The sequence below is a fragment of the Streptomyces sp. NPDC037242 genome, assembly GCF_055604165.1.
The window spans coordinates 17,111-37,022 of the sequence record NZ_JBVJUY010000047.1; the positions used below are offsets into that span (position 1 = coordinate 17,111).

18 protein-coding genes are annotated in these 19,912 nt (G+C 73.2%); 14 read left to right on the forward strand and 4 right to left on the reverse strand.

Features of this window, described 5'->3' with window-relative positions; all coding sequences use genetic code 11:
- The first annotated feature begins 7 nt into the window (after positions 1-7).
- Complete coding sequence (locus ACZ7GJ_RS35790; protein WP_470757870.1) at positions 8-841, forward strand: maleylpyruvate isomerase family mycothiol-dependent enzyme; 834 nt, start codon at positions 8-10, stop codon at positions 839-841.
- A 70-nt stretch (positions 842-911) separates the two neighbouring features.
- Positions 912-1,412, forward strand: a complete 501-nt coding sequence (locus ACZ7GJ_RS35795; RefSeq protein WP_150520950.1) for a hypothetical protein — start codon at positions 912-914, stop codon at positions 1,410-1,412.
- A gap of 17 nt (positions 1,413-1,429) precedes the next feature.
- Here ACZ7GJ_RS35795 and kstD read toward each other — a convergent pair whose 3' ends face one another.
- Together kstD and ACZ7GJ_RS35805 are read right to left on the reverse strand one after the other, a co-directional pair.
- Positions 1,430-3,229, reverse strand: a complete 1,800-nt coding sequence (kstD, locus tag ACZ7GJ_RS35800; RefSeq protein ID WP_470757872.1) for a 3-oxosteroid 1-dehydrogenase — start codon at positions 3,227-3,229, stop codon at positions 1,430-1,432.
- A gap of 180 nt (positions 3,230-3,409) precedes the next feature.
- On the reverse strand, positions 3,410-4,534 hold the full coding sequence (locus ACZ7GJ_RS35805; RefSeq protein ID WP_470757874.1) for an aminoglycoside phosphotransferase family protein: 1,125 nt from the start codon (positions 4,532-4,534) through the stop codon (positions 3,410-3,412).
- 231 nt (positions 4,535-4,765) lie between these two features.
- Between ACZ7GJ_RS35805 and ACZ7GJ_RS35810 the strand changes: the two genes are divergently transcribed.
- Entirely contained in the window at positions 4,766-6,256 is a 1,491-nt protein-coding gene (locus ACZ7GJ_RS35810) for a DNA-binding protein NsdB (RefSeq protein WP_470757876.1), read from the forward strand.
- A gap of 104 nt (positions 6,257-6,360) precedes the next feature.
- Here the strand turns inward: ACZ7GJ_RS35810 and ACZ7GJ_RS35815 are convergent, their stop codons facing one another.
- Positions 6,361-7,785 carry a PP2C family protein-serine/threonine phosphatase gene (locus tag ACZ7GJ_RS35815; protein ID WP_470757878.1) on the reverse strand — a complete coding sequence of 475 codons (1,425 nt, stop codon included), beginning with the start codon at positions 7,783-7,785 and terminating at the stop codon, positions 6,361-6,363.
- A gap of 524 nt (positions 7,786-8,309) precedes the next feature.
- Here ACZ7GJ_RS35815 and ACZ7GJ_RS35820 point away from each other — a divergent pair.
- From ACZ7GJ_RS35820 to ACZ7GJ_RS35835, 4 genes are all read left to right on the forward strand, one after another.
- Positions 8,310-10,520, forward strand: coding sequence for a xanthine dehydrogenase family protein molybdopterin-binding subunit (locus ACZ7GJ_RS35820; protein WP_470757880.1), 2,211 nt, complete (start codon positions 8,310-8,312; stop codon positions 10,518-10,520).
- Between the two features lie 15 nt (positions 10,521-10,535).
- Positions 10,536-10,991, forward strand: a complete 456-nt coding sequence (locus ACZ7GJ_RS35825) for a (2Fe-2S)-binding protein (protein ID WP_365916128.1) — start codon at positions 10,536-10,538, stop codon at positions 10,989-10,991.
- Positions 10,992-11,191: 200 nt separating this feature from the next.
- Positions 11,192-12,739, forward strand: coding sequence for a helix-turn-helix domain-containing protein (locus ACZ7GJ_RS35830; protein ID WP_470757882.1), 1,548 nt, complete (start codon positions 11,192-11,194; stop codon positions 12,737-12,739).
- Complete coding sequence (locus tag ACZ7GJ_RS35835) at positions 12,740-14,695, forward strand: APC family permease (protein ID WP_470757884.1); 1,956 nt, start codon at positions 12,740-12,742, stop codon at positions 14,693-14,695.
- On the opposite strand, the gene ACZ7GJ_RS35840 is transcribed toward ACZ7GJ_RS35835, so the two are convergent.
- Positions 14,598-15,872, reverse strand: a complete 1,275-nt coding sequence (locus ACZ7GJ_RS35840) for a helix-turn-helix domain-containing protein (RefSeq protein ID WP_470757886.1) — start codon at positions 15,870-15,872, stop codon at positions 14,598-14,600. The two genes, ACZ7GJ_RS35835 and ACZ7GJ_RS35840, sit on opposite strands and share 98 nt — an antisense overlap.
- A gap of 129 nt (positions 15,873-16,001) precedes the next feature.
- On the opposite strand from ACZ7GJ_RS35840, the gene ACZ7GJ_RS35845 reads away from it, so the two are divergent.
- From ACZ7GJ_RS35845 to ACZ7GJ_RS35875, 7 genes are all read left to right on the forward strand, one after another.
- Positions 16,002-16,565, forward strand: coding sequence for a TetR/AcrR family transcriptional regulator (locus ACZ7GJ_RS35845; RefSeq protein WP_470757888.1), 564 nt, complete (start codon positions 16,002-16,004; stop codon positions 16,563-16,565).
- Between the two features lie 54 nt (positions 16,566-16,619).
- Positions 16,620-17,231 (forward strand): DUF6461 domain-containing protein, encoded by a 612-nt coding sequence (locus ACZ7GJ_RS35850; RefSeq protein WP_470757931.1) that lies wholly within the window; start codon positions 16,620-16,622, stop codon positions 17,229-17,231.
- A gap of 116 nt (positions 17,232-17,347) precedes the next feature.
- Complete coding sequence (locus tag ACZ7GJ_RS35855; protein WP_470757890.1) at positions 17,348-17,602, forward strand: helix-turn-helix domain-containing protein; 255 nt, start codon at positions 17,348-17,350, stop codon at positions 17,600-17,602.
- Between the two features lie 160 nt (positions 17,603-17,762).
- A complete protein-coding gene (locus tag ACZ7GJ_RS35860) occupies positions 17,763-18,176 on the forward strand; it encodes a hypothetical protein (RefSeq protein WP_470757891.1) in 414 nt (137 codons plus the stop codon).
- On the forward strand, positions 18,173-18,961 hold the full coding sequence (locus ACZ7GJ_RS35865; RefSeq protein ID WP_470757893.1) for a transcriptional regulator: 789 nt from the start codon (positions 18,173-18,175) through the stop codon (positions 18,959-18,961). The genes ACZ7GJ_RS35860 and ACZ7GJ_RS35865 overlap by 4 nt, the downstream gene beginning before the upstream one ends.
- A gap of 71 nt (positions 18,962-19,032) precedes the next feature.
- Entirely contained in the window at positions 19,033-19,452 is a 420-nt protein-coding gene (locus ACZ7GJ_RS35870) for a roadblock/LC7 domain-containing protein (protein ID WP_470757895.1), read from the forward strand.
- Between the two features lie 79 nt (positions 19,453-19,531).
- Positions 19,532-19,906 carry a hypothetical protein gene (locus ACZ7GJ_RS35875; protein ID WP_470757897.1) on the forward strand — a complete coding sequence of 125 codons (375 nt, stop codon included), beginning with the start codon at positions 19,532-19,534 and terminating at the stop codon, positions 19,904-19,906.
- Positions 19,907-19,912 lie beyond the last annotated feature (6 nt).

Consider the following 19,912-nt stretch of genomic DNA (forward strand, 5'->3'; position numbering starts at 1 on the left):
GGCAGGCATGACCGGCATGGACCACATCGCGCGGCTCGCCCGCTTCCGGACGGAGACGGCGGCGTTCGAGAAGGCGGTCCGGCGGGCCGTGGCCGAAGCCGCCGGCGGGCCGGCGCCGCTCGTGCCGTCCTGCCCGGGGTGGACGGTCTCCGACCTCGTCGCGCACCTGGGCGGCGTACACCGGTACCTGTCACACATCCTGCGGGGGCGGCTGACCGAGGCACCCGACGCCACGGACCCCGCCCTGTACGGGCTCCCGGCCGACCCGGCGGAGCGGGCTGCCTGGCCGATGCCGGACCGCGCCCCGAACCACGGGCCGGTGCCGGGGACGCTGACCGACTGGTTCGCGCAGGGCGCCAGGGACCTGGCGGCGCTGCTGGGCGAGCTCGGGCCGGACACGCCGGTGTGGACCTGGTCGGCGGAACGGACCTCCGGCTTCTGGATGCGGATGCAGCTGATCGAACTGGCGGTGCACCGCTGGGACGCCGAGTCGGTGACCGGCGGCCCGCAGCCCCTCGACCCGGCGGTCGCCTCCGACGCGGTCCCGCAGACCTTCGAGGTCATGGCCCCGGCACGGCGCGCCTGGACCTCGGCCCCGCCCGGCTCGGGGGAGCGCTACCGCTTCCGCCGTACGGACGGCCCCGGGAGCTGGACCGTGGAGTTCACCCCGGACGCGGTGCTCCTGGACCCGGACCCGGCCTCCCCGGTGCCCGTCGAGGCCTCGGGCACCGCCTCGGACCTGCTGCTCTTCCTCTGGCAGCGGATCCCGCCGACGGCCCTCACCGTCCGGGGCGACGCGTCGCTCCTGCCCCGCTGGTTCACCCTCGTCCCGCCCGTCTAGCGGGGCCGCACGCGAGCCGCGGTGAGGGGTCAGGGGCCGGGAACGGTGGGGGGACACGTACCATGGCGGCATGTCCTTCCTCCGCCGCCACCGCGCCGCCACACCCGCCGGCCCGGACTTCGACGTCCTGGCCATGGACCCGGGGGACTGGCCGGGCAATCTCGGGGCCGGGCTGCTGCCCGCGCCCGACGGCAGCTGCCAGGGTGTCTTCCTCCGCTACGACCTGTTCGGCGGACGCGGCCCCGCGATGATCATCGGCAACCTCCCCGAGGGCTCCCCGGCCCGCGACCTCTCCGAGGGCCAGGTGCCCTTCGAGGTGGCCCAGCTCCTCGACGCCCTCGAGAACGACGAGGACGTCGAGGTCACCGGTGCCGAGGACTGCCCCGTCATGCAGGGCGACAACCTCCTCATCGTCCGGAAGATCAAGCTGTCGGAGTCCCGGATCTCCTGCGTCCAGTTCGACCGCAGCGACAACGTGCTGGTCACCATCGCCAGCTGGGACCGCCCGATCACCGATGATCTGTACGCGCTCCTGAAGCCGCTGCCCGCCGAGCTCTTCCAGCAGGGCTGAGCCTCACCCCCCAGACGTCACGCGTCCGCGATGTCGTTCGCCGCCACGTAGCCGAACGTCATCGCGGGGCCGATCGTGGATCCGGCCCCCGCGTAGCTGTGGCCCATCACCGCCGCGCTCGCGTTGCCCGCCGCCCACAGGCCGCGGATCACCGAGCCGTCGGCCCGTAGCGCCCGCGCCCGCGCGTCCGTCACGATGCCGCCCTTGGTGCCCAGGTCACCCGGCACGATCTTGAACGCGTAGAACGGCGGCGCCCAGATCGGTGCCAAGCACGAGTTCGGCGTCACCCCCGGGTCCGTGTAGTAGTGGTCGTACGCCGTGTCGCCCCGGTGGAAGTCGGGGTCGGTGCCGTTCCACGCCTGCGCGTTGAACCGGCCCAGCGTCGCGCGCAGGGCGCCCGCCGGTACCCCGATCTGGCCCGCCAGCGCGTCCCACGTCCAGGCCTTCTTCGCCGCACCCGCCTCGTACCACGAGTCCGGGAAGACGATCGTCGGCAGGATGTCCTTGAACAGGTACTTGTTGCGGTAGTTCTGATCCACGATCAGCCACGCCGGGATGTGCGAGCCGGTCGCGCCCCGGTCCTTCTCGTACATCACGTGCACCACGTCGCTGTACGGGGCGGCCTCGTTGACGAACCGCGCGCCCGCCCCGTTGACGATCAGGCCGCCCGGCAGGGTCCGCTCGGCCAGGCAGAAGTACGGCTCGCCGGGCAGCGGGATCGACGGGCCCCACCATGCGTCTTCCATCAACGCCAGTGCGGCCCCGGCCCGTTGCCCCGCCCGGATGCCGTCGCCCGTGTTCTCCTTGGCGCCCACCGACCACTGGGTGCCGATCGGCTGCTGCTGGTACTGGGCCCGCATCTCCGCGTTGTGCTCGAAGCCGCCCGAGCCGACGACGACACCCTTGCGGGCCCGCACGACGCCCCGTACGCCCTCCTTCTCCACCACGACGCCCGTGACCGCGCCGCCCTCCTGGACGAGGTCCACGAGCGGGCTGTTCAGCCACACCGGAACCCCGGCCTGCATCAACCCGGCGCGCAGCCCGGTCGCCAGGGCCTGGCCCATCGTCAGCGGCTTCTGCCCGCACAGTGCGGCCTTCGTGCCGCGCGCCAGGCACTCGGTGGACACCGCGAGCCCCTTGGCGTTGACGGCCGCGAGGTTGAGCCACTTGTAGTCCTGGCTGAACACCACCATTCCGGCGGGCACCGGCATGTACGCCGGGTTCAGGTGGGCGAGTTCGCCGCCGAGGATGTGGCCGTCGATCTGGTCGGGCTCGATGGACCGGCCGCCGGGCAGCCCGCCCGGCAGGTTCGGGTAGTAGTCGCTGTAGCCGTCCATGAACCGGAAGCGCAGCGGGCTGTTGGCCATCACGAAGTCCAGCATCCGCGGCCCGTTGGCGAGGAAGGCCGCCTGCCGGTCCGCCGGTACGCCGGGACCCACGACGGCCGAGAGGTACGTCGCCGCCTTCGCGGGGGTGTCGGGCACCCCCGCGGCCAGGATCACGGAGTTGTTCGGCAGCCAGATCCCGGCGCCCGAGCGGGCGGCCGATCCGCCGAAGGTGGGGGCCTTCTCGACCACCAGCACACTGAGGCCCCGCTTGGCGGCGGTGAGCGCGGCGGTCATCCCGGCCGCCCCGGAGCCCACCACGACGACGTCGTACTCGCCGAGGGCCGCGGCCGCACCGGCGGCCCGCGCCGCGGCGGACGGCAGGACGGTGGCGGCCAGCGCCCCGGCCCCCGCCCCGGCGAGGACCGTCCGGCGGGAGGGGAGGGCGGAACGCGGTTCGGAACTCGCGGCGGAGACGGGTCTCGCGGTCATGGGCAGGCTCCAGCGATGTGGGGAGGACGGGGACGGGTCAGGCGGCTCCAGCGTTCTGATGCCGAGTCAGAAAAGGTCTTCGGGGGATCATGTGAAGTCAAGGCATACGCCGAAGTCCCGCGGCCGGATGGCCGCGGGACTTCCGTGGGGGGACTCAGCGGGCGCCCGCCAAGGGCGGGATCAGCGCGTGCCCACCGCCGCGCGGACGGCCCTGCGGGCCATGCCCGCGTCGTCGTGCAGGCGGCGCAGCAGCAGCCGCTGCTCCTCACCGGAGGACAGCGCGCCCGCCGGCAGCGGCTGGGTCGGGGCGGTCGCCAGCATCGAGCGCTGCACCGCCGTCTCGGACATCCGGATCTCCCGGGTCAGCACCAGCATCAGGTTGACCAGGAAGGCGTCCCGCGCGGCCGGACCGGCCGCCTGGGCCAGGCGGCTGATCTGCGCACGGGCGGTCGGGGCGTCGCCCAGGACCGTCCACAGGGTGGCGAGGTCGTAGCCCGGCAGGTACCAGCCGGCGTGCTCCCAGTCGAGCAGCACCGGACCCGCCGGGGACAGCAGCAGGTTCGACAGCAGCGCGTCACCGTGGTTGAACTGCCACGGGGTACCGGAGAGCTTCACGCCGTGCAGCAGCTTCTGCAGGTCGCCGAGATCCCGGTCGGTCAGCAGTCCCAGCTCGTAGTCGCGGGCGATCCGGCGCCCGTAGTTCAGCGGATGCCCGAACAACTCCTCCGCCGGCCGCCAGGCGTTCACCTGGCGCACCGCGCCCAGTGCCGCCCGCAGATCGGCCCGCGGCGGGGCCTCCACCGGGTGCCTCTGCAGTGCCGCGACTCGGCCCGCCATCCGCTCGACCACCAGCGTGCAGTTCTCGGGATCGGCGGCGATGAGCCGCGGCACCCGGACCGGCGGGCGGTGACGGACGAACGCCCGGTACGTCGCTATTTCGTGCCGGTACCGCTCGCGCCACTCGGGCGAGTGGTCCAGTAAAACCTTCGCCACGGCGGTCATCCGGCCGGTCGTCCCCACCAGCAGGACCGAGCGGCCGCTGCGCCGCAGCACCTGCACGGGCGCGAACTCCGGGCAGATCCGCTGCACCGAGGCGAGCGCGGTGCGCAACTGCGCGCCCTGCGGCCCCGACAGGTCGATTCTTCCGCTGGGCGTCTGCGATCCGGCACCCTGCATCCGCCGCGCCCGTACGGCGCCCGGCGCCGCTGCCGCGGGACGGCCGGGTTCGAGGTAGGGGCCGCCGCCCGCCTGGAGCGTGCGGTGCGGCCGGACCGGGGCGGACACGGAGGTCGTTGCTGCGTACATGGCGTTACGGATCCCTTCGTGCGCCGACGAGTTGCGTACGCCGCCCCGCCGGATCCCGTGCTTCACCCTGGGGAGTTCCGCACGGTGACCGGGTCGGGGAGGCGCATTCCTACCTGACACCCCGCCGTGGGTGGCGGACCATCGAGCGGACCCTGGCGAACCCTGGCGAATAGTCGCTCGGCATCTGACGGGGGGCTACTGTCAACTCAGCCGAGAACCTGGGGGCTTGACGTGAGCAAAGGACCAAACACCCGTCTGAACGACTTGTTCGGCCTGGCCGGCTGGTCGAAGGGCGAACTGGCGAGGATGGTCAACCGGCAGGCGGCCGCCATGGGCCACCACCAGCTGGCCACCGACACCTCGCGGGTGCGGCGCTGGATCGACATGGGGGAGACCCCGCGCGAACCGGTGCCCACGGTATTGGCAGCACTGTTCACCGAGCGGCTCGGTCGTGTCGTGACCATTGAGGACCTCGGGTTCGTACGGCAGCGGCGCACCTCGAAACGGCAGCCGGACGGGGCGAAGGAGAACCCCGACGGAATGCCCTGGGCGCCCGAACGCACAGCCGCGGTCCTCACCGAATTCACGGGAATGGACCTCATGCTCAACCGTCGCGGTCTGATGGGCGCGGGTGCCGTGCTCACCGCAGGCTCAGCCCTCACCAACGCCATGTACGACTGGCTCCACACCGACCCCACCCCCACCTCCGCCGTGGAACCCCCACGCTTCGGCGACTCCTTCCAGGCCGAGCCCGCGGGCTACGACCGCTACGAGGCGGCGCCCATCGGCTCCCAGGAGATCGAGGCGCTTGAGCACTCGGTGGAGGTCTTCCGCGCCTGGGACGCCTCCAGAGGGGGCGGACTCCAGCGCAAGGCCGTGGTCGGGCAGCTCAACGAGGTGGGCGGCATGCTCGCGTACCACCATCCCGACCACCTCCAGCGGCGGCTGTGGGGGGTGGCGGCCAACCTGGCGGTCCTGGCCGGTTGGATGTCGCACGACGTCGGCCTGGAGCCGACCGCGCAGAAGTACTTCGTCATCGCCGCGCACGCGGCCCGAGAGGGCGGCGACCGGCCGCGCGCCGGGGAGGCACTGTCCCGGGCCGCCCGCCAGATGGTCCACCTGGGCAAGCCGCACGAGGCCCTGGACCTGATGAAGCTGGCGCAGTCCGGCTCCGGCGAGCAGACCCTGCCCCGCACCCGGGCCATGCTGCACACCATCGAGGCGTGGGCGCAGGCCGCGCTGGGCAAGGGTCAGGCCATGCGCCGCACGCTGGGCGAGGCCGAGGACCTGTTCGTCTCCGACAAGGGGGACGTGCCGCCGCCCTCCTGGATGCAGAACTTCGACGAGGCCGACCTGCACGGAATGCAGGCGCTGGCCTTCCGCACCCTCGCCGACCACGACCCGTCGGCCGCACCGATCGCCCAGCGGCACGCCAAGGAGGCCCTGCGGCTGCGCGCCCAGGGGCACCAGCGCTCGCAGATCTTCGACTACATCTCCATGGCCTCGGCCTGCTTCATCGCCGACGACCCGGAACAGGCCGACCGCTACGCCCGTCTCGCGCTGGTGTCGATGAACGAGACCTCCTCGCACCGCACATGGGACCGGCTGCGCGAGATGTACCGGCTCACCGGCCAGTACGCGGGCTACGCGAGCATCCAAGAGCTGCGCGAGGAGATCAAAGTGGCCCTGCCGACCAGCCCGGCGGCGCCGCGCCCCGTCTAGGAACGCGACGGGTCCGACCCCCGAACCGGCCATGCGCACCCGCACGGAGACGACAAGGCCGCGCCTTCCGGCGCGGCCCCGAAGGACGAAGCACCGTACGGCGGCTAGGAGCCGATCCGCGCCACCAGTACGCAGGCGTCGTCCTCGCGCTCGCCCTCGCCGAACTCCCCGATCACCAGGCGGACGCACTCCTGGGCCGACCGGGCCGTGGCGAACCGCGGTGCGAGCGCCAGGAGCCGATCGGTCCCGTCCGCCCGGCTGAACTCGATGCTGCGCGGCGTCAGTCCGTCGGTGTGCAGCACGAGTACGTCGCCGACCTCCAGCCGCTCCTCGGCCTGCCCGTACGCGGCCCCGGAGGTCGCCCCCAGCAGCACGCCCTCGGGCGGCAGCAGCGACCTGCCCGCACCGCGGCGGAAGAGGAGCGGGGCCGGATGGCCGGCCTGCGCCCAGGACAGGACCCGGTGCACCGGATCGTAGCGACAGCAAACCGCCGAGCCCAGAGCCGGCTGTACGGAGGTCTCCAGCAACTGGTTGAGCCAGCCCATCAGCGGACCCGGTTCGATCCCGGCCATGGCCATCCCGCGCAGTGCGCCGAGCATCATCGCCATCCCGGAGGTGGCGGTCACCCCGTGGCCCGTCAGGTCACCGACCGTCAGGAGTGAGCGCCCGTCGGGGAGTTGCAGTGCGTCGTACCAGTCCCCGCCGATCAGCGCGCTGGTCGCGGAGGGCAGGTAGTGCGCGGCCACGTCCAGCGAGCCGCTGTTGTCGTGCGGGAACCGCAGGGAGCCGCGCCACGGGGGGAGCACGGCTTCCTGCAGCTCGACCGCGAGCCGGCGCTCGGTCTGCGCGATCTCCCGGCGGCGCTGGAGCGAGTCACGGGACTCACGCACCGCCCGCTGGCTCCGGCGCAGCTCACTCACATCACGCAGTACGGCCCACATGGAGGCCGTGCAGCCGTCGGAGTCGAGTACCGGCTCGCCCCTCATGTGCAGCGTCCGGACCCGGCCGTCGGCCCGGACGATGCGGAACTCGCCGTCTATCGGCTTGCCGTCCACCAGGCATGCGGTGACCATCGCGGTCAGGAGCGGCTGGTCCTCGGAGAACAGGGTCGACCCCAGTTCGTCGAGGGGCAGCGCACCGGCCTCCGGCGAGCGCCCGAAGATCTGGAAGAGCTCCTCGGACCAGCTGACCTCGTCGGTCAGCAGGTTCCACTCGGCGCTGCCGACCCGGGTCTGCTGGGACTCGGCGCCGGACTCGGGCGCGGCCTGCGGGAGTTCGACTACCTCGGGTGCGGGCGGCAGGCCCTCCTTGAGCTGGCCGAGGTGCTCGCCCAGGTCGTCGAGGTGGTGGACGGCGAGATCGCACAGCGCGCGCTGCCAGCGGCCCTGGGCGTCGTCGTCGTCCACGACGGTGTCGCGGCGGACCGCGTCCACGTCTCCCCGCAGCCGCCGGGTCTGAGAGATCAGCGCGTCCACCGACCCCGGCTCGGGCGGCTGCGCGGGACGGTCCGCGAACAGGTGGGACGGCATGAGAACTCCGATACAGGCGCGGCACGGCCAAGTCTGAAGGAAGGACCGGTAACGACTGTTGCACAGGCAGCGACGGCCTGTAAGGCGTTTGGCAACATCCGCAACGTTCTTGCTTGAGGCATATGCCTAAGGCCTTCCGGGCCTCCTCGGGCGTACGAATATTTCCGGCCAGGCCTGCCGACACGCCCGCAGGGCCCTTGCGGCGTCCGGGTTGTGGCGCATCGACGGACTACCGGGGGAGTTCTCGCCACCCCGTGCGCCACCCCCCTTGCGCCCGGGCCGCACCCCCGGCCGGAAAGCGGCCCTCCGTCCGGGACCGGTCGATCGTACGACCGAGGTGTACGAGACGTGTGTCCCCCTCCGTTCGTGCGAGACCCGGATCAACACGGCGGCGCCCCGACCCCCCGAACGAAGGACTCCGCTCCCGCCTTCCCACTCCCCGTGCGGATCGCTACCCTACGTGTCGGTAACGATTCGGGGGAGGTCCGCGCCAGCGGGCCCGGGCAGGGTGGGGACACGCAGACATGACCGGGCAGAGCCGCCGTTCCTTCCTCACCTACCTCGTCGCGGCGCCGACCCTCGCCCTCGTGACCCGCGCCGGGGCCGACGCCCTCGCTCCGCAGTCCGCCCGCGCCGCCATCCCGACCCTGCCGGCCATCGCCGACCTGGTGGACCTGGGAGACCTGTTCATCCTGGCGGGCGCGCCCACCTCCGCCCTGCTGGCGCTCGCCGTCGAGGCCGACGGCACCATCCGCTTCCGGCTGCCCCGCGAGGAGGTCGGACAGGGCCTCACCACGGCGGTCGCGATGCTCGTCGCCGAGGAGATGGACGCGCCCCTCGACCGCGTACGGGTGGAACTGGACGACGCCCGGCCCGAGTTGCTGTTCAACCAGCTCACCGGCTCCTCCAACTCCATACGCTCCCTCTACGGACCGGTCCGGCAGAACGCCGCCACGGCCCGGGCCCGCCTGGTCGCGGCCGCCGCCCACCGCTGGGGCCTCTCGGCGGGCGCCCTCACCACCGCCGGGGGATCCGTCCGCGCCCCCGACGGCCGCATCGCGGACTACGGCTCCCTCGCCGCGGCCGCCGCAGACCCGGCGCTGGTCGTACTCGGCGCCACCCCAAAGGCGCCGGCGAAGCACGCCCTCGTCGGTAAGCCGACCAGCCGGATCGACGCCCGCGCCATGGTCACCGGCGCCCAGCGCTACACCCTCGACCTCGACGTCCCCGGCGCCAAGCCCTGCGTGGTGCGCCGCCCGCCCTCCCTCGGCGGCACCGTCCGCTCGGTCGACAACCTCGCCGCCGTCCGCGCCATGCCGGGCGTCCTGCACGTGGTCACCATCCCGACCGGGGTCGCCGTCGTCGCCGAGACCTTCGGCCAGGCCCTCGACGCCAAGGCCGCTCTCCAGGTCACCTGGGGCCCCGGCCCCGCCGACCGGCTCTCCGACGCGGAGATCCGTACGAAGCTGCGCGCCGCGACCCCGCCGCTGCTGGTGCCGCCGCTGCTCACCCCGTACGTGGACGCCGAGTTCGACTTCGCCTTCGTCAGCCACGCCCCGATGGAGACCAACTCGGCGGTGGCCGACGTCCGGGACGACCGCGCCGAGATCTGGTCCGGGCTGAAGTCTCCGATCGTGGCCCGGGAGACCATCGCCGCCGAACTCGGGCTGCCGCTCGACAAGGTCACCGTGCACGTGGTGCAGGCCGGCGGCTCCTTCGGGCGGCGGCTGTTCTTCGACGCCGCCCTGGAGGCCGCCCGGGTCTCCAAGGCCTGCCGCCGCCCGGTCCGCCTGATGTGGACCCGCGTGGACGACACCCGGCACGGCCGGATGCGCCCCGCCACCCACCACAAGATCCGCGCCACCTACGCACTCGGCGAGGTACTGAGCTTCGAGCACCGGGTCGCCGCCGCCGAAACCGATTTCCGGCACGGCCTCGGCGAGATCATCACCGCCACCGCCGCGAGCCTGCCGCTCGGCATCGGGAACGCCACCCTCGCCCAGACCCTGTTCCTCACCACCATCAAGTCCCCGTACAACTTCGGACTCACCACCCAGCTGCTCTCGGAGGTGCCGACCGGCATCCCCACCGGCTCCTGGCGCTCGGTGTACTCAGCCAACACCCGGGGCGCCGAGGAGATCGTGGTCGACGAGCTCGCCGCGCGGACCGGCAAGGACCCGTACGCCTTCCGGCGGGCCTTCCTGAAGACCGCCGCCCAGCGCGCCGTGCTCGACAAGGCGGCGACGGAGGGGCAGTGGGGGCGGAGCCTGCCGGCCGGCTGCGCGCAGGGCATCGCCTTCCACGAGGAGTACAAGTCCCGCACCGCCTGCCTGGTCGAGATCGACACCCGCGACCCGGAGCACGTCCGCGTCACCAAGGCCGTCATCGCCGTGGACGTCGGCCTGCCCGTCAACCCGCGCGGTCTGGAGGCCCAGATGATCGGCGGCCTCACCGACGCCATCTCCACCACCCTGCGGGCCGGGCTGCACCTCGACAAGGGACTGCCCCTGGAGGGCAGTTACAGCCAGTTCCACTGGGCCCAGCAGCGGGACACCCCGCTCGACGTCCGGGTCTTCGTGCTCCCGGCGACCGGCACCGAGCCGGGCGGTGCGGGCGAGCTCGGGGTCCCCGCCGCCGTGGGCGCCATCGCCAACGCCTGGGCCCGGGCCACCGGCTCCAAGCCGCGCAGCTTCCCCCTCGACTTCGACGTCGACTTCACCCCCTACCCGCGCTAACCGCTGGAGTACGCCGTGCCCTCGCACACCTTCACCGTCAACGGGCAGAGCGTCACCGTGGACGCGCCCGACAACCTGCCCCTGCTGTGGGTGCTCCGCGACATGCTGGGTGTCACCGGCCCCAAGTACGGCTGCGGGGTGGACGTCTGCAAGGCCTGCACCAGCCACCTCGACGGTACGGACATCCGCCCGTGCGTGGTGCCCGTCTCCGCCTGCGCCGGGAAGTCGGTCACCACCATCGAGGGGCTGGCGAACGGTGACGACCTGCACCCCGTGCAGGAGGCCTGGCTCGAACAGGACGTCGCCCAGTGCGGCTTCTGCCAGCCCGGCCAGATCATGGCCGCCGTCGCCCTGCTCCAGAGGACCAGCGAGCCCACCGACGCGGACATCGACGCCATCGCCAACATCTGCCGCTGCGGCACCTACTTCCGCATCCGCGAGGCCATCCGCAGCGCCGCCGCCAAGATGTGAGCGCACGGCGGTCCGGCAAGGCGGTCGCGGCAAGGCGGCCGGGCCCCGGTGCTTCCCCCGTGCGCCGTCGAAGCGGCCGGCGCCGGGGCCCCGCCGCTGAGGTCGAAACTAGTGCGCCGACCGGCCGTCCGCAGGATTCGCCCCGCCCAGTGAGCCGGCGAGACGGGTATCACAGCGCACAGTGTGCGTCGGGTGGTTGAATGCGGCGCCGCCCGTGCCGAAGGGAGCGTCCCATCCCGCACCGCCCCGTACCGCCGCCCGCGCCCTGGTCCCGTTCCGACGACATCCTCAGGCTGCACCGCCTCGCCCACACCGGCGGTTCGGCCGCGCTGCTGGAGTGGCTCGCCGCCCGGACCGGCGGCTGGGCTGGCGTGGTGGACACCGGGAACCCGCGCGGTCCGGAGCTCGCGGTGCGCGCGGCCGCCGAACTGTCGGCCCGCGGCGTACGGTCGGCCGTACTGCAGGACGACGGTTCGGCCGCGCTGCTGTTCGCGCTGGACGAGAGGCGCGCACTGGCCGCCGTACTGGAACTGCCGCACCACGCGGGGGTGCCCGCGCTGCTCGCCGACGCGGCCGTACCGCTGGCCCTGGTGCTGGGCGCGGAAGAGGCCGGGCGGCGCGAGGAACGGGCGGGGCTCGCCGAGTCGAAGGCCCGCGAGGCCGTGCTGCACCTGATGATGAACGGCCGGCTCTCCACCGCCCGGCAGATCGCCGAGACGCTCGGGCCGTCGCTGCCGGACCCGATGCGGATGTACGTGGTGGAGTGCCGGACCGGGCAGCGGGCCGCGGTCACCCGGCTGATCGAGGAGCTGACGGGCGGGCGCGCCTGGATCGTGCGGTGCCCGGTCTACGTCCGCCACCTCATCGTGCTGGTGCCGACGGACCTCGCCGCGACCTCGGCCGATCACGACCCGCTGGCCGCGGCGCTGGTGGGCGTGGCCCGCGACTGCGTGGTCGGGGTCAGCGCGGAGAGCTGCCTGCGCGAGGCCCCGGAGGCCTACGCCCAGGCCTTCCACGCGCTGGCCGTCGCGCGCGGCCGCGACCGCCGCCATGCCCGCTTCGGACCGGGCCCCGAACTGGAGCTGGCCGCGCACCGGGCCGGGGCCGGCTGGGCCGGGGCGCTGCTCGCGCCGCTGCACGCGTACGAGCCCCGGCGCCCCCAGGACCCCGGCCCGCAGGAGTTGCGGGCCACCGCCCAGGCCTGGCTCGGCTTCACCTCGCACGCCACCCGGCTGTTGAAGATCCACCGCAACACCCTGGCGACCCGGCTCCGCCTGGTCGAAGCCGTCCTCGGCCTCGACCTCGGCCGCCTCGCCGACCAAGCCGCACTCTCCCTCGCGCTGCGCCTGACCCCGGGCGGGCCGCCCGCTACCGGACCGTCTGCCGCCGGGCCGCCGTCCTGCGGGCCGTCCTTCGGCGGCGCGTCGGCCGCGGGCGCGCTGGACGACGTACTGCGCGATCCTGCGCTCGCGGCGTGGGCCCGCGCCCATCTGGCGCCGCTGGCCGGGCCGGACGCGCCGCCGGGTGCGCGCGAGACCGTACGGGTCTGGCTGGAGCACGACGCGCACCTGATCCCGGCGGCGGCCGCCCTCGGCATCTCGGTGCCCGGCACCCGCAAGCGGCTGAGCCGGATCGAGGTCCTGCTGGAGCGCTCGCTCCTGCAGTCGCCGAGCGCCCGCTACGACTTGTGGCTGGCCCACCGGGCCGAGGAACTCGGAATCGGGACTAATATGGACGATCATGCCTGAATGAGGCGTATCAATCTGAAACGGGTGCTGGTCGGTGAACCGCTCGACACCGCCCGGCTGGGCGAGACCCTGTTGCCCAAACGGCTCGCGCTCCCGATCTTCTGCAGCGACCCGCTCTCCTCCGTGGCCTACGCCACCGAGGAGATCCTGCTGATCCTGGCCCTCGGCGGCGTCGCCCTCCTCCACCTCGCCTGGTACGCGGCCGCCGCCATCGTCTTCCTGCTGGTGGTGGTCGTCGCCTCGTACCGGCAGACCTGCCACGCCTATCCCGGCGGCGGCGGCGCGTACATCGTCAGCTCCAAGAACCTCGGCGAGACCGCGGCCCTGACCGCCGCGAGCGCCCTGCTCGTCGACTACGTCATGACCGTCGCCGTCTCCGTGGTCTCCGGCGTCGCCGCCATCACCTCCGCCATCCCCTCGCTCACCGACCACGAAGTCGCCCTGTCGGTGGGCTTCGTGGTGCTGCTCACCCTGGTGAACCTGCGCGGCGTACGGGAGTCGGGACGGGTCTTCGCCATCCCCACCTACGGCTTCGTCCTCGTCATCTACCTGATGTTCGCGATCGCCGCCGTCCGGATCGCCACCGGCGCCACCATCCGCGCCGAGTCCGCGGACCTGCCCATCACCGAGGCCGGCACCTACACCGGACTCGCGCTGGTGCTCCTCGCCCTGCGCGCCTTCGCCTCCGGCTGTACGGCGCTGACAGGCGTCGAGGCCATCAGCAACGGGGTCCCCGCCTTCCAGAAGCCCAAGAGCAAGAACGCGGCGACCACGCTGGCCGTGATGGGCGCCCTGGCGGTCACCATGTTCAGCGGGATCACCATCCTCGCCATGGTGTACGAGGTCCACGTGGCCGCGAGCCCCACCGAACTGGGCCTGGCCCCCGGTACGCCGACCTCCACCGCCCTCGCGCAGATCGGCCGCGCCACCTTCGGCAGCTGGCACTTCCTCTTCTACCTGCTCCAGGCCGTCACCGCGAGCGTGCTGGTCCTCGCCGCGAACACCGCCTTCAACGGCTTCCCGATGCTCGCCTCGATCCTCGCCAAGGACCGGTACGCGCCCCGCCAGCTCTTCAACCGCGGCGACCGGCTCGTCTACTCCAACGGCGTCGTCCTGCTGGCACTCGCCGCCATCGCCCTGATCGTCGCCTTCGACGCCGAGCTGACCCGCCTCATCCAGCTCTACATCATCGGCGTCTTCGTCTCCTTCACCCTCTCCCAGGCCGGCATGGTCCGGCACTGGAAGCAAGAACTCGCCTCGCCCGCCACCCCGGCCGCCGAGCGGATCCACATCCACCGCAGGCGCGCCATCAACGCCGTCGGCGCGGTCATGACCTCCGTGGTCCTGGTCATCGTCCTGATCACCAAGTTCACGCACGGCGCCTGGCTGGTCGTCATCGCGATGCCGCTGCTGTTCCTCGGCATGAAGGGCGTCCGCCGGCACTACGACACCGTCGCCGAGCAAGTGGCCGTCGCACCCGGGGTCAAACCCCGCAAACCCTCCCGCCACCACGTCGTCGTACTCGTCGCCTCCGTCCACGCGCCGACGCTCAAGGCCCTCGGCTACGCGCAGGGGCTGCGGCCCGACACGCTGACCGCCCTGTCGGTCGCCGCCGACGAGGAGGACGCCGAGCGGCTGCGCGGGGCCTGGGCGGAGCACGACCCGGGGGTCGCACTGAAGGTGCTGCACTCCCCGTACCGCGAGGTGGTCGGGCCGGTGCTCGCCTACGTCGAGGAGCAGGCGGCCGAGGAGGGCACGGACATGCTGTCGGTGGTCATCCCGGAGTACGTGGTGGGCCACTGGTGGGAGCAGCCCCTGCACAACCAGAACGCGCTGCGGCTGAAGGCGAGGCTGCTGTTCACCCCGGGAGTCGCGGTGATCGACGTGCCGTACCTGCTGGAGTCGGCGAAGCCAGGGGAGGCCGCGGAGCCCGCGGGGACGGCCGCGGAGCGGTAGCCCGCTGCTGGACTACGGCGGTGTGGGCCAGCGCCAGCTCCACCACGTGCGCGGGATCGGAGAGGGTGCGGCCGGTGAGCTGCTCCAGGCGGCGCAGCCGGTTGGAGACGGTGTTGCGGTGGCAGTACAGCCGCTGGGCGGCGTAAGTCGTCGAGCCGTGGCAGGTCAGCCAGGTGCCCAGGGTGGTCAGCAGCACCAGGCAGTCGTCGGCCGGCAGCGCCAGCACCGGGCCCAGCACCACCTGGCGCAGCCGGTCCGCGAGTTCGGCCTCGGCGGCGACCAGCGCGGCCGGCAGCCGCTCGTCCAGCAGGGCGGTACGCGGCCCCTCGGGCGCGGGGGCGCTGCGCAGGGCGAGCGCCGCCAGCCGGTGCGCCCCGGCCAGCTCGCCCGGCGTCCGCACGACGGGGCTCACCCCGGCGCGTACGCCGAGGGGCGCGAGGAGCGCGCGTACGGATTCCAGCGGGTGGTGGCCCAGCTCCACGAGGCCGGCCTCCCCGTCGGCGCGGATCCGCCACAGCACGCGCGGGGCCGAGGGCGCGGGCAGCCCACCGGGGTCCCCGCGGGCCTCGCCCCGGTCGTCCGGGGCGAGGACCACGACCGCGAAGCGGCCGCGCTCCGGCAGCCCGAGCCGGACCGCCGCGTCCGACGCCTGCGCCGCGTCCACCGCCCCCGCGCCGCCGCCTGCGAGCAGCGCGTCGAGCAGGGCCGCACGGCGCTCCCGCTCCGCGTCCCCGCGCACCTGCGCCACCCGGCGGTACGCCTCGGCCGCGGCGTCCGTGACCTGGTCCAGTACGTCCCACAGCGCGGCCGCGCCCGGCAGCAGCCGGGGCAGCGCCGCCCGGTCGTGCGCGGCGACGGCCTCGGTCAGGGTCTGCCAGAGCAGCCGCCCGCCCAGCCGGTAGACCCGCAGCAGGGAGGCGAGCGGCAACCCCTGCTCGGCGCGGAGCGAGCCGGTGGCGCGGGCCTCGGCGAGCTCCACCGGCAGTCCGCGCTCGCTGCGGACCAGGGCCTCGACGGCCTGCCGCAGCGCGTGGTGGATCCGCTCGTGCAGCTCGGCCCGGCCCAGCAGGGCGGCGTAGGCGGGATCCTCGGCCAGCGTCCGGTCGGTGAGCCGGTCCGCCGTCACGGCGATCCGGCGGGACAGGTCCTCGCGTATCTCCTCGATGATCCGCTCCATGACGGGCAGGGTGGCACGGGGGAGGGCGCGGTGGGGAGGGCCGGGACGATTCGCTTCCGCTAGCGTGTGCGAAGCACTGCATATGCAGTGCTCACGATGCCGTGCCACCCAGATCCTCAGGGACCACCCATGCGCCAGAACCCCGAGCGCCGCGCCGCGCTGCTCGACGCCGCCATCGAAGTGCTGGCACGCGAGGGCTCGCGCGGGCTGACCCTGCGCGCGGTGGACGCCGAGGCGGGAGTGCCGACCGGCACCGCCTCCAACTACTTCGCCAACCGCGCCCAGCTGCTCGTGCAGATCCTGCACCGCACCCGCGAACGGCTGATCCCCGACCCGGACGACCTGACCGGCCCGCTGGACACCAAGGTGCTGCTCGGCCAGCTCGTGCAGCGGATGCGGCGCGAGCGGAGTGTGCACATCGCCATGCTGGAGCTGCGGCTGGAAGCCACTCGCAGGCCCGAACTCCAGGCGGAGCTGGCCGGGTTCCAGGGCGCCGAGCTGGAGGCGAACGTCACCTGGCACCTGGAGAACGGGCTGCCCGGGGACCGGCAGGGCGTGGTGCTGCTCTACCTGGCGATGCTGGGCCTGATCGTGGACGACCTGACGGCGCCCGCCCTGCTGGAGCCCTACCCGGTGGAGGGGCTCATTGGAGCGATGGTCGAGCGCCTCCTCCCGGAGAGCCCCGCCGACTGACTATCGTGCCGGAGGGGGGAGTACCGGCACGACGCGCGGGAGGGGACCGTGGAGATGGCGGACATCGCCGGGGGCGGCATCCAATGGCTGGCGGACTGGGACGGCTGGTACGTCAGCCTTACCTTCGCCCGGGGCATCGGCCCCGACGAACTCGCCGCGCGGCTCGGCGCGGTACCCGGTATCCACCCCGGGCCGCTGGGCGCGGTGGACGCGTGGAGCATGGTCACCGAGACGGTCGACGGGGACGGCGTGGCCCGGGTCGGCAGCTGGGGCGGCTGGTCCTTCGCCGTCGAGCACGGCATGCCGGCCGGGGCGGAGCGGCTGGCTGAGGTCTCCCGGTCGGGCGTCGAGGCCGTCCACCTCGACCCGCAGCCGGACCATCCGCCCAAGCAGTTCGCGTACGCCCGGGACGGCGAGCTGGTCTGCTGCTTCGGCCTCGGCGAGGAGTGCTGGCGCGGCGGCCACCAGCCGGACTTCCTCCTCCCGGAGCTGGTCGCGGCGAGGATCCTCACCCCCGACGGTTCCCACACCCGGCCCGACGGCGAACAGGACGGGGACCGCGACCGCCTCACCCTGGGCGTGGTCGAAAACCGCTTCGGCCTGTCCCTGCCGCGCCACCTCATCGAGGAGACCCCGCTCCCGGCGTTCGTGACCTGTACCCAGTAACCGGGGCGGCATGCGGTGATCTTATGCTCAGGTTTACGCGAGTCAGCTTGGTTTTGCGGCCAGTGAGCGACTTTGATGGCTATGCCAGGCTTCGTACTTGAGCAGGGGGACTACTCATGGGCAGCGACCACAGTCAGGACCACAGCCAGAAGGACAGCAATCCCACTCTGATCGGCTCCGTGCAGCGGGCGCTGCGCCTCGTGGAGGCGATGTACGCGGAGGGCGGGGCCACGGCCAAGCGGCTCGCCCGGATCACCGGCATCCCGCTGCCGACCGTCTACCACCTGCTCCGCACCCTCAGCCACGAGGGCTATGTCCAGCGCGAGGGCGGGGCGTTCCGGCTCGCGGACGATCTTCCGCTCGCTTCGTGATCAAATTCCGACGTGTTCCGGCCAAGCTGTCACGTGCTACCGCGCATGTTCCAGCGGAAAATGCCAGAACGCCCTTTCGCACTGTGGAACTTGAGTAAGTTCCCTCCTGTCGCGCCGTACGACTGTGCACCACGCACGTCCGGCCGGGAGGGGAGCCCGCGTGCCCGGGATCGACGAATGCCTGCTCGAAGCCATGGCCCTGCCAGGGGCGCGGGGGGCCGCGCTCGTCGACTGGAGCAGCGGTCTGGCCCTCGGCACCGCCGGGGACTCGCCGGTGGGGGACCACGAGACCACCGCCGCCGAGACCGCCGAGCTGGCCCGGGCGGCCGCCGAGTACGAGTCGTTCGCCCCGGCGGAGGCAGGCCCGGCGAGCGGTGACGGCGCAGCGGGAGCGGGGCTGCCCGTCGAGGACCTGATCGTCACCACCCGCACCGGCTACCACGTGCTCCGCTTCGTCGAGACGAGCTTCGACAGCAGCGTCTTCCTGCACCTGTGGCTCGACCGCGCGGACGGTAACCTCGCCCTGGCCCGGCACAGACTCCGGACCCTCGCCGAAGGGCTGGTGCTCAGATGACCGGCGCCGGCCCCGGCCCGGGTGCTGTCGCCGTCTCGCCGCTCCTCACCCGGCTCGCCGCGGAGCGCGCCACCGGCGCCCTGCTCCGCGACCGCGGCACCCTGTTCCTGGAGAACGGCCGCGTCGTGCACGCGGAGAGCCCGGCCACCCCGGGCCTCGACGTCCTGCTGACCACCGGCGGCGCCCTCGCCCCCGAGCGCTGGAAGGAAGCCGTCAACCAGGCCGGCGCCCGGCGCCAGGTCGCCCGCTTCCTCGTCGACAGCGGAGGCATGGCCGGCGGTGAACTGGAGATCTGCCATCTCGCCGCGATCTTCGACGCCGCCTTCTTCGCGCTCTCCCCGGGCAGCGGTCCCTCCCGGTTCCGCCGCGGTGCCACCCACTGGATCGGCTCCGTCCGCTCCGTCCCGGCGGCCGCCGTCGAGCGCGAGACCCGGCGCCGCCGGGAGCTGCTCGACGCCGTCTGGCCGTACCCGCTGCTGGACACCGCCCCCGTGGTGCCCCGGGCCGCGGCCCCGGGCCAGACCGTGACCGCCCGTCAGCGCATCCTGCTCGCCCGGGCCGACGGCGTACGCACCCCCGCGGACCTCGCCTGGGTGCTGGGCCGGCCGGCCTTCCACACCCTGCTCGACGTACGGCGCCTCGCGGCGGCGGGACTCGTCGAGACCCCGCACGCGCCCGCAGCGGCGCCTGCCGAAACACCCCTGCCCGACTGGATGACCCAGGCCCAATCCCCGGACGTGGCGCTGCTCCGCCGGTTACGCGACGCACTGGAGGCAAGCCTGTGAGGCTCCCGCTGCGACCGGCCCTGCGCGCCGACCGCTCCGAGCGGAGGCAGCCCGAAAGGAGAAAGGCCGACATGAGTACGGTGCCCGCCGAAGCGGAAGCCGAGATACTCGCCGAGCTCCGGCGGCTGCGGGCCCGCGTCCCCCAGCTGACCGGCGCCCTCGCCGCGAGCGCCGACGGGCTGGTGCTCGCCCAGGACAGCGCCGCCGCCGAGGCCGAGTCCGTCGCCGCCCTGACCGCGGCCGCCCTCGGGGTGGCGCAGCGGCTCAGCGACAGCACCGGCCAGGGCGTATTCCGCGAACTGCTGGTGCGCGGCGAGCTCGGCTACGTCGCCACCTACGCGGCGGGCGAGGCGGCCGTCCTGACGCTGATGGCGGAGCCGCGCGTCAACGTCGGCCGCCTCCACCTGGAGGCCCGCCGCTCCAGCCTGCGGATATCCGAGCTCATCGATCACAGCCTCGGGCGCCGGAGCGCCGCGGCCCCGCAGGGCTGAAGCCGCGCGGGGCCGGGCCCGTAGACCACCGACCGTACCGAAATCACAGGACAGCAGAACCGGAAAAGAGGAGTCACTCATGGCCAACGTGGAGACCGCGCTCAAGGAAGCCACCACCACCATCGACGGCGCGCTCGGCGCCGCCCTGGTCGACTACGGCAGCGGCATGGCCCTCGGCACCCTCGGCGGCGGCAAGGACCTCGACCTCGCGGTCGCGGCCGCGGGCAACACCGACGTGGTGCGCGCCAAGGTCCGCACGATGGAGATGCTCGGCCTCAACGACGAGATCGAGGACATCCTGATCACGCTCGGCAGCCAGTACCACCTGATCCGGCTGCTGAAGGGCCGCGGGGCCACGGGCTTCTTCCTCTACCTCGCGCTCGACAAGGGGCGGGCCAACCTGGCGATGGCGCGGCACCAGCTGAAGAAGATCGAAGCCGAACTGGAGGTCTGACCGGAG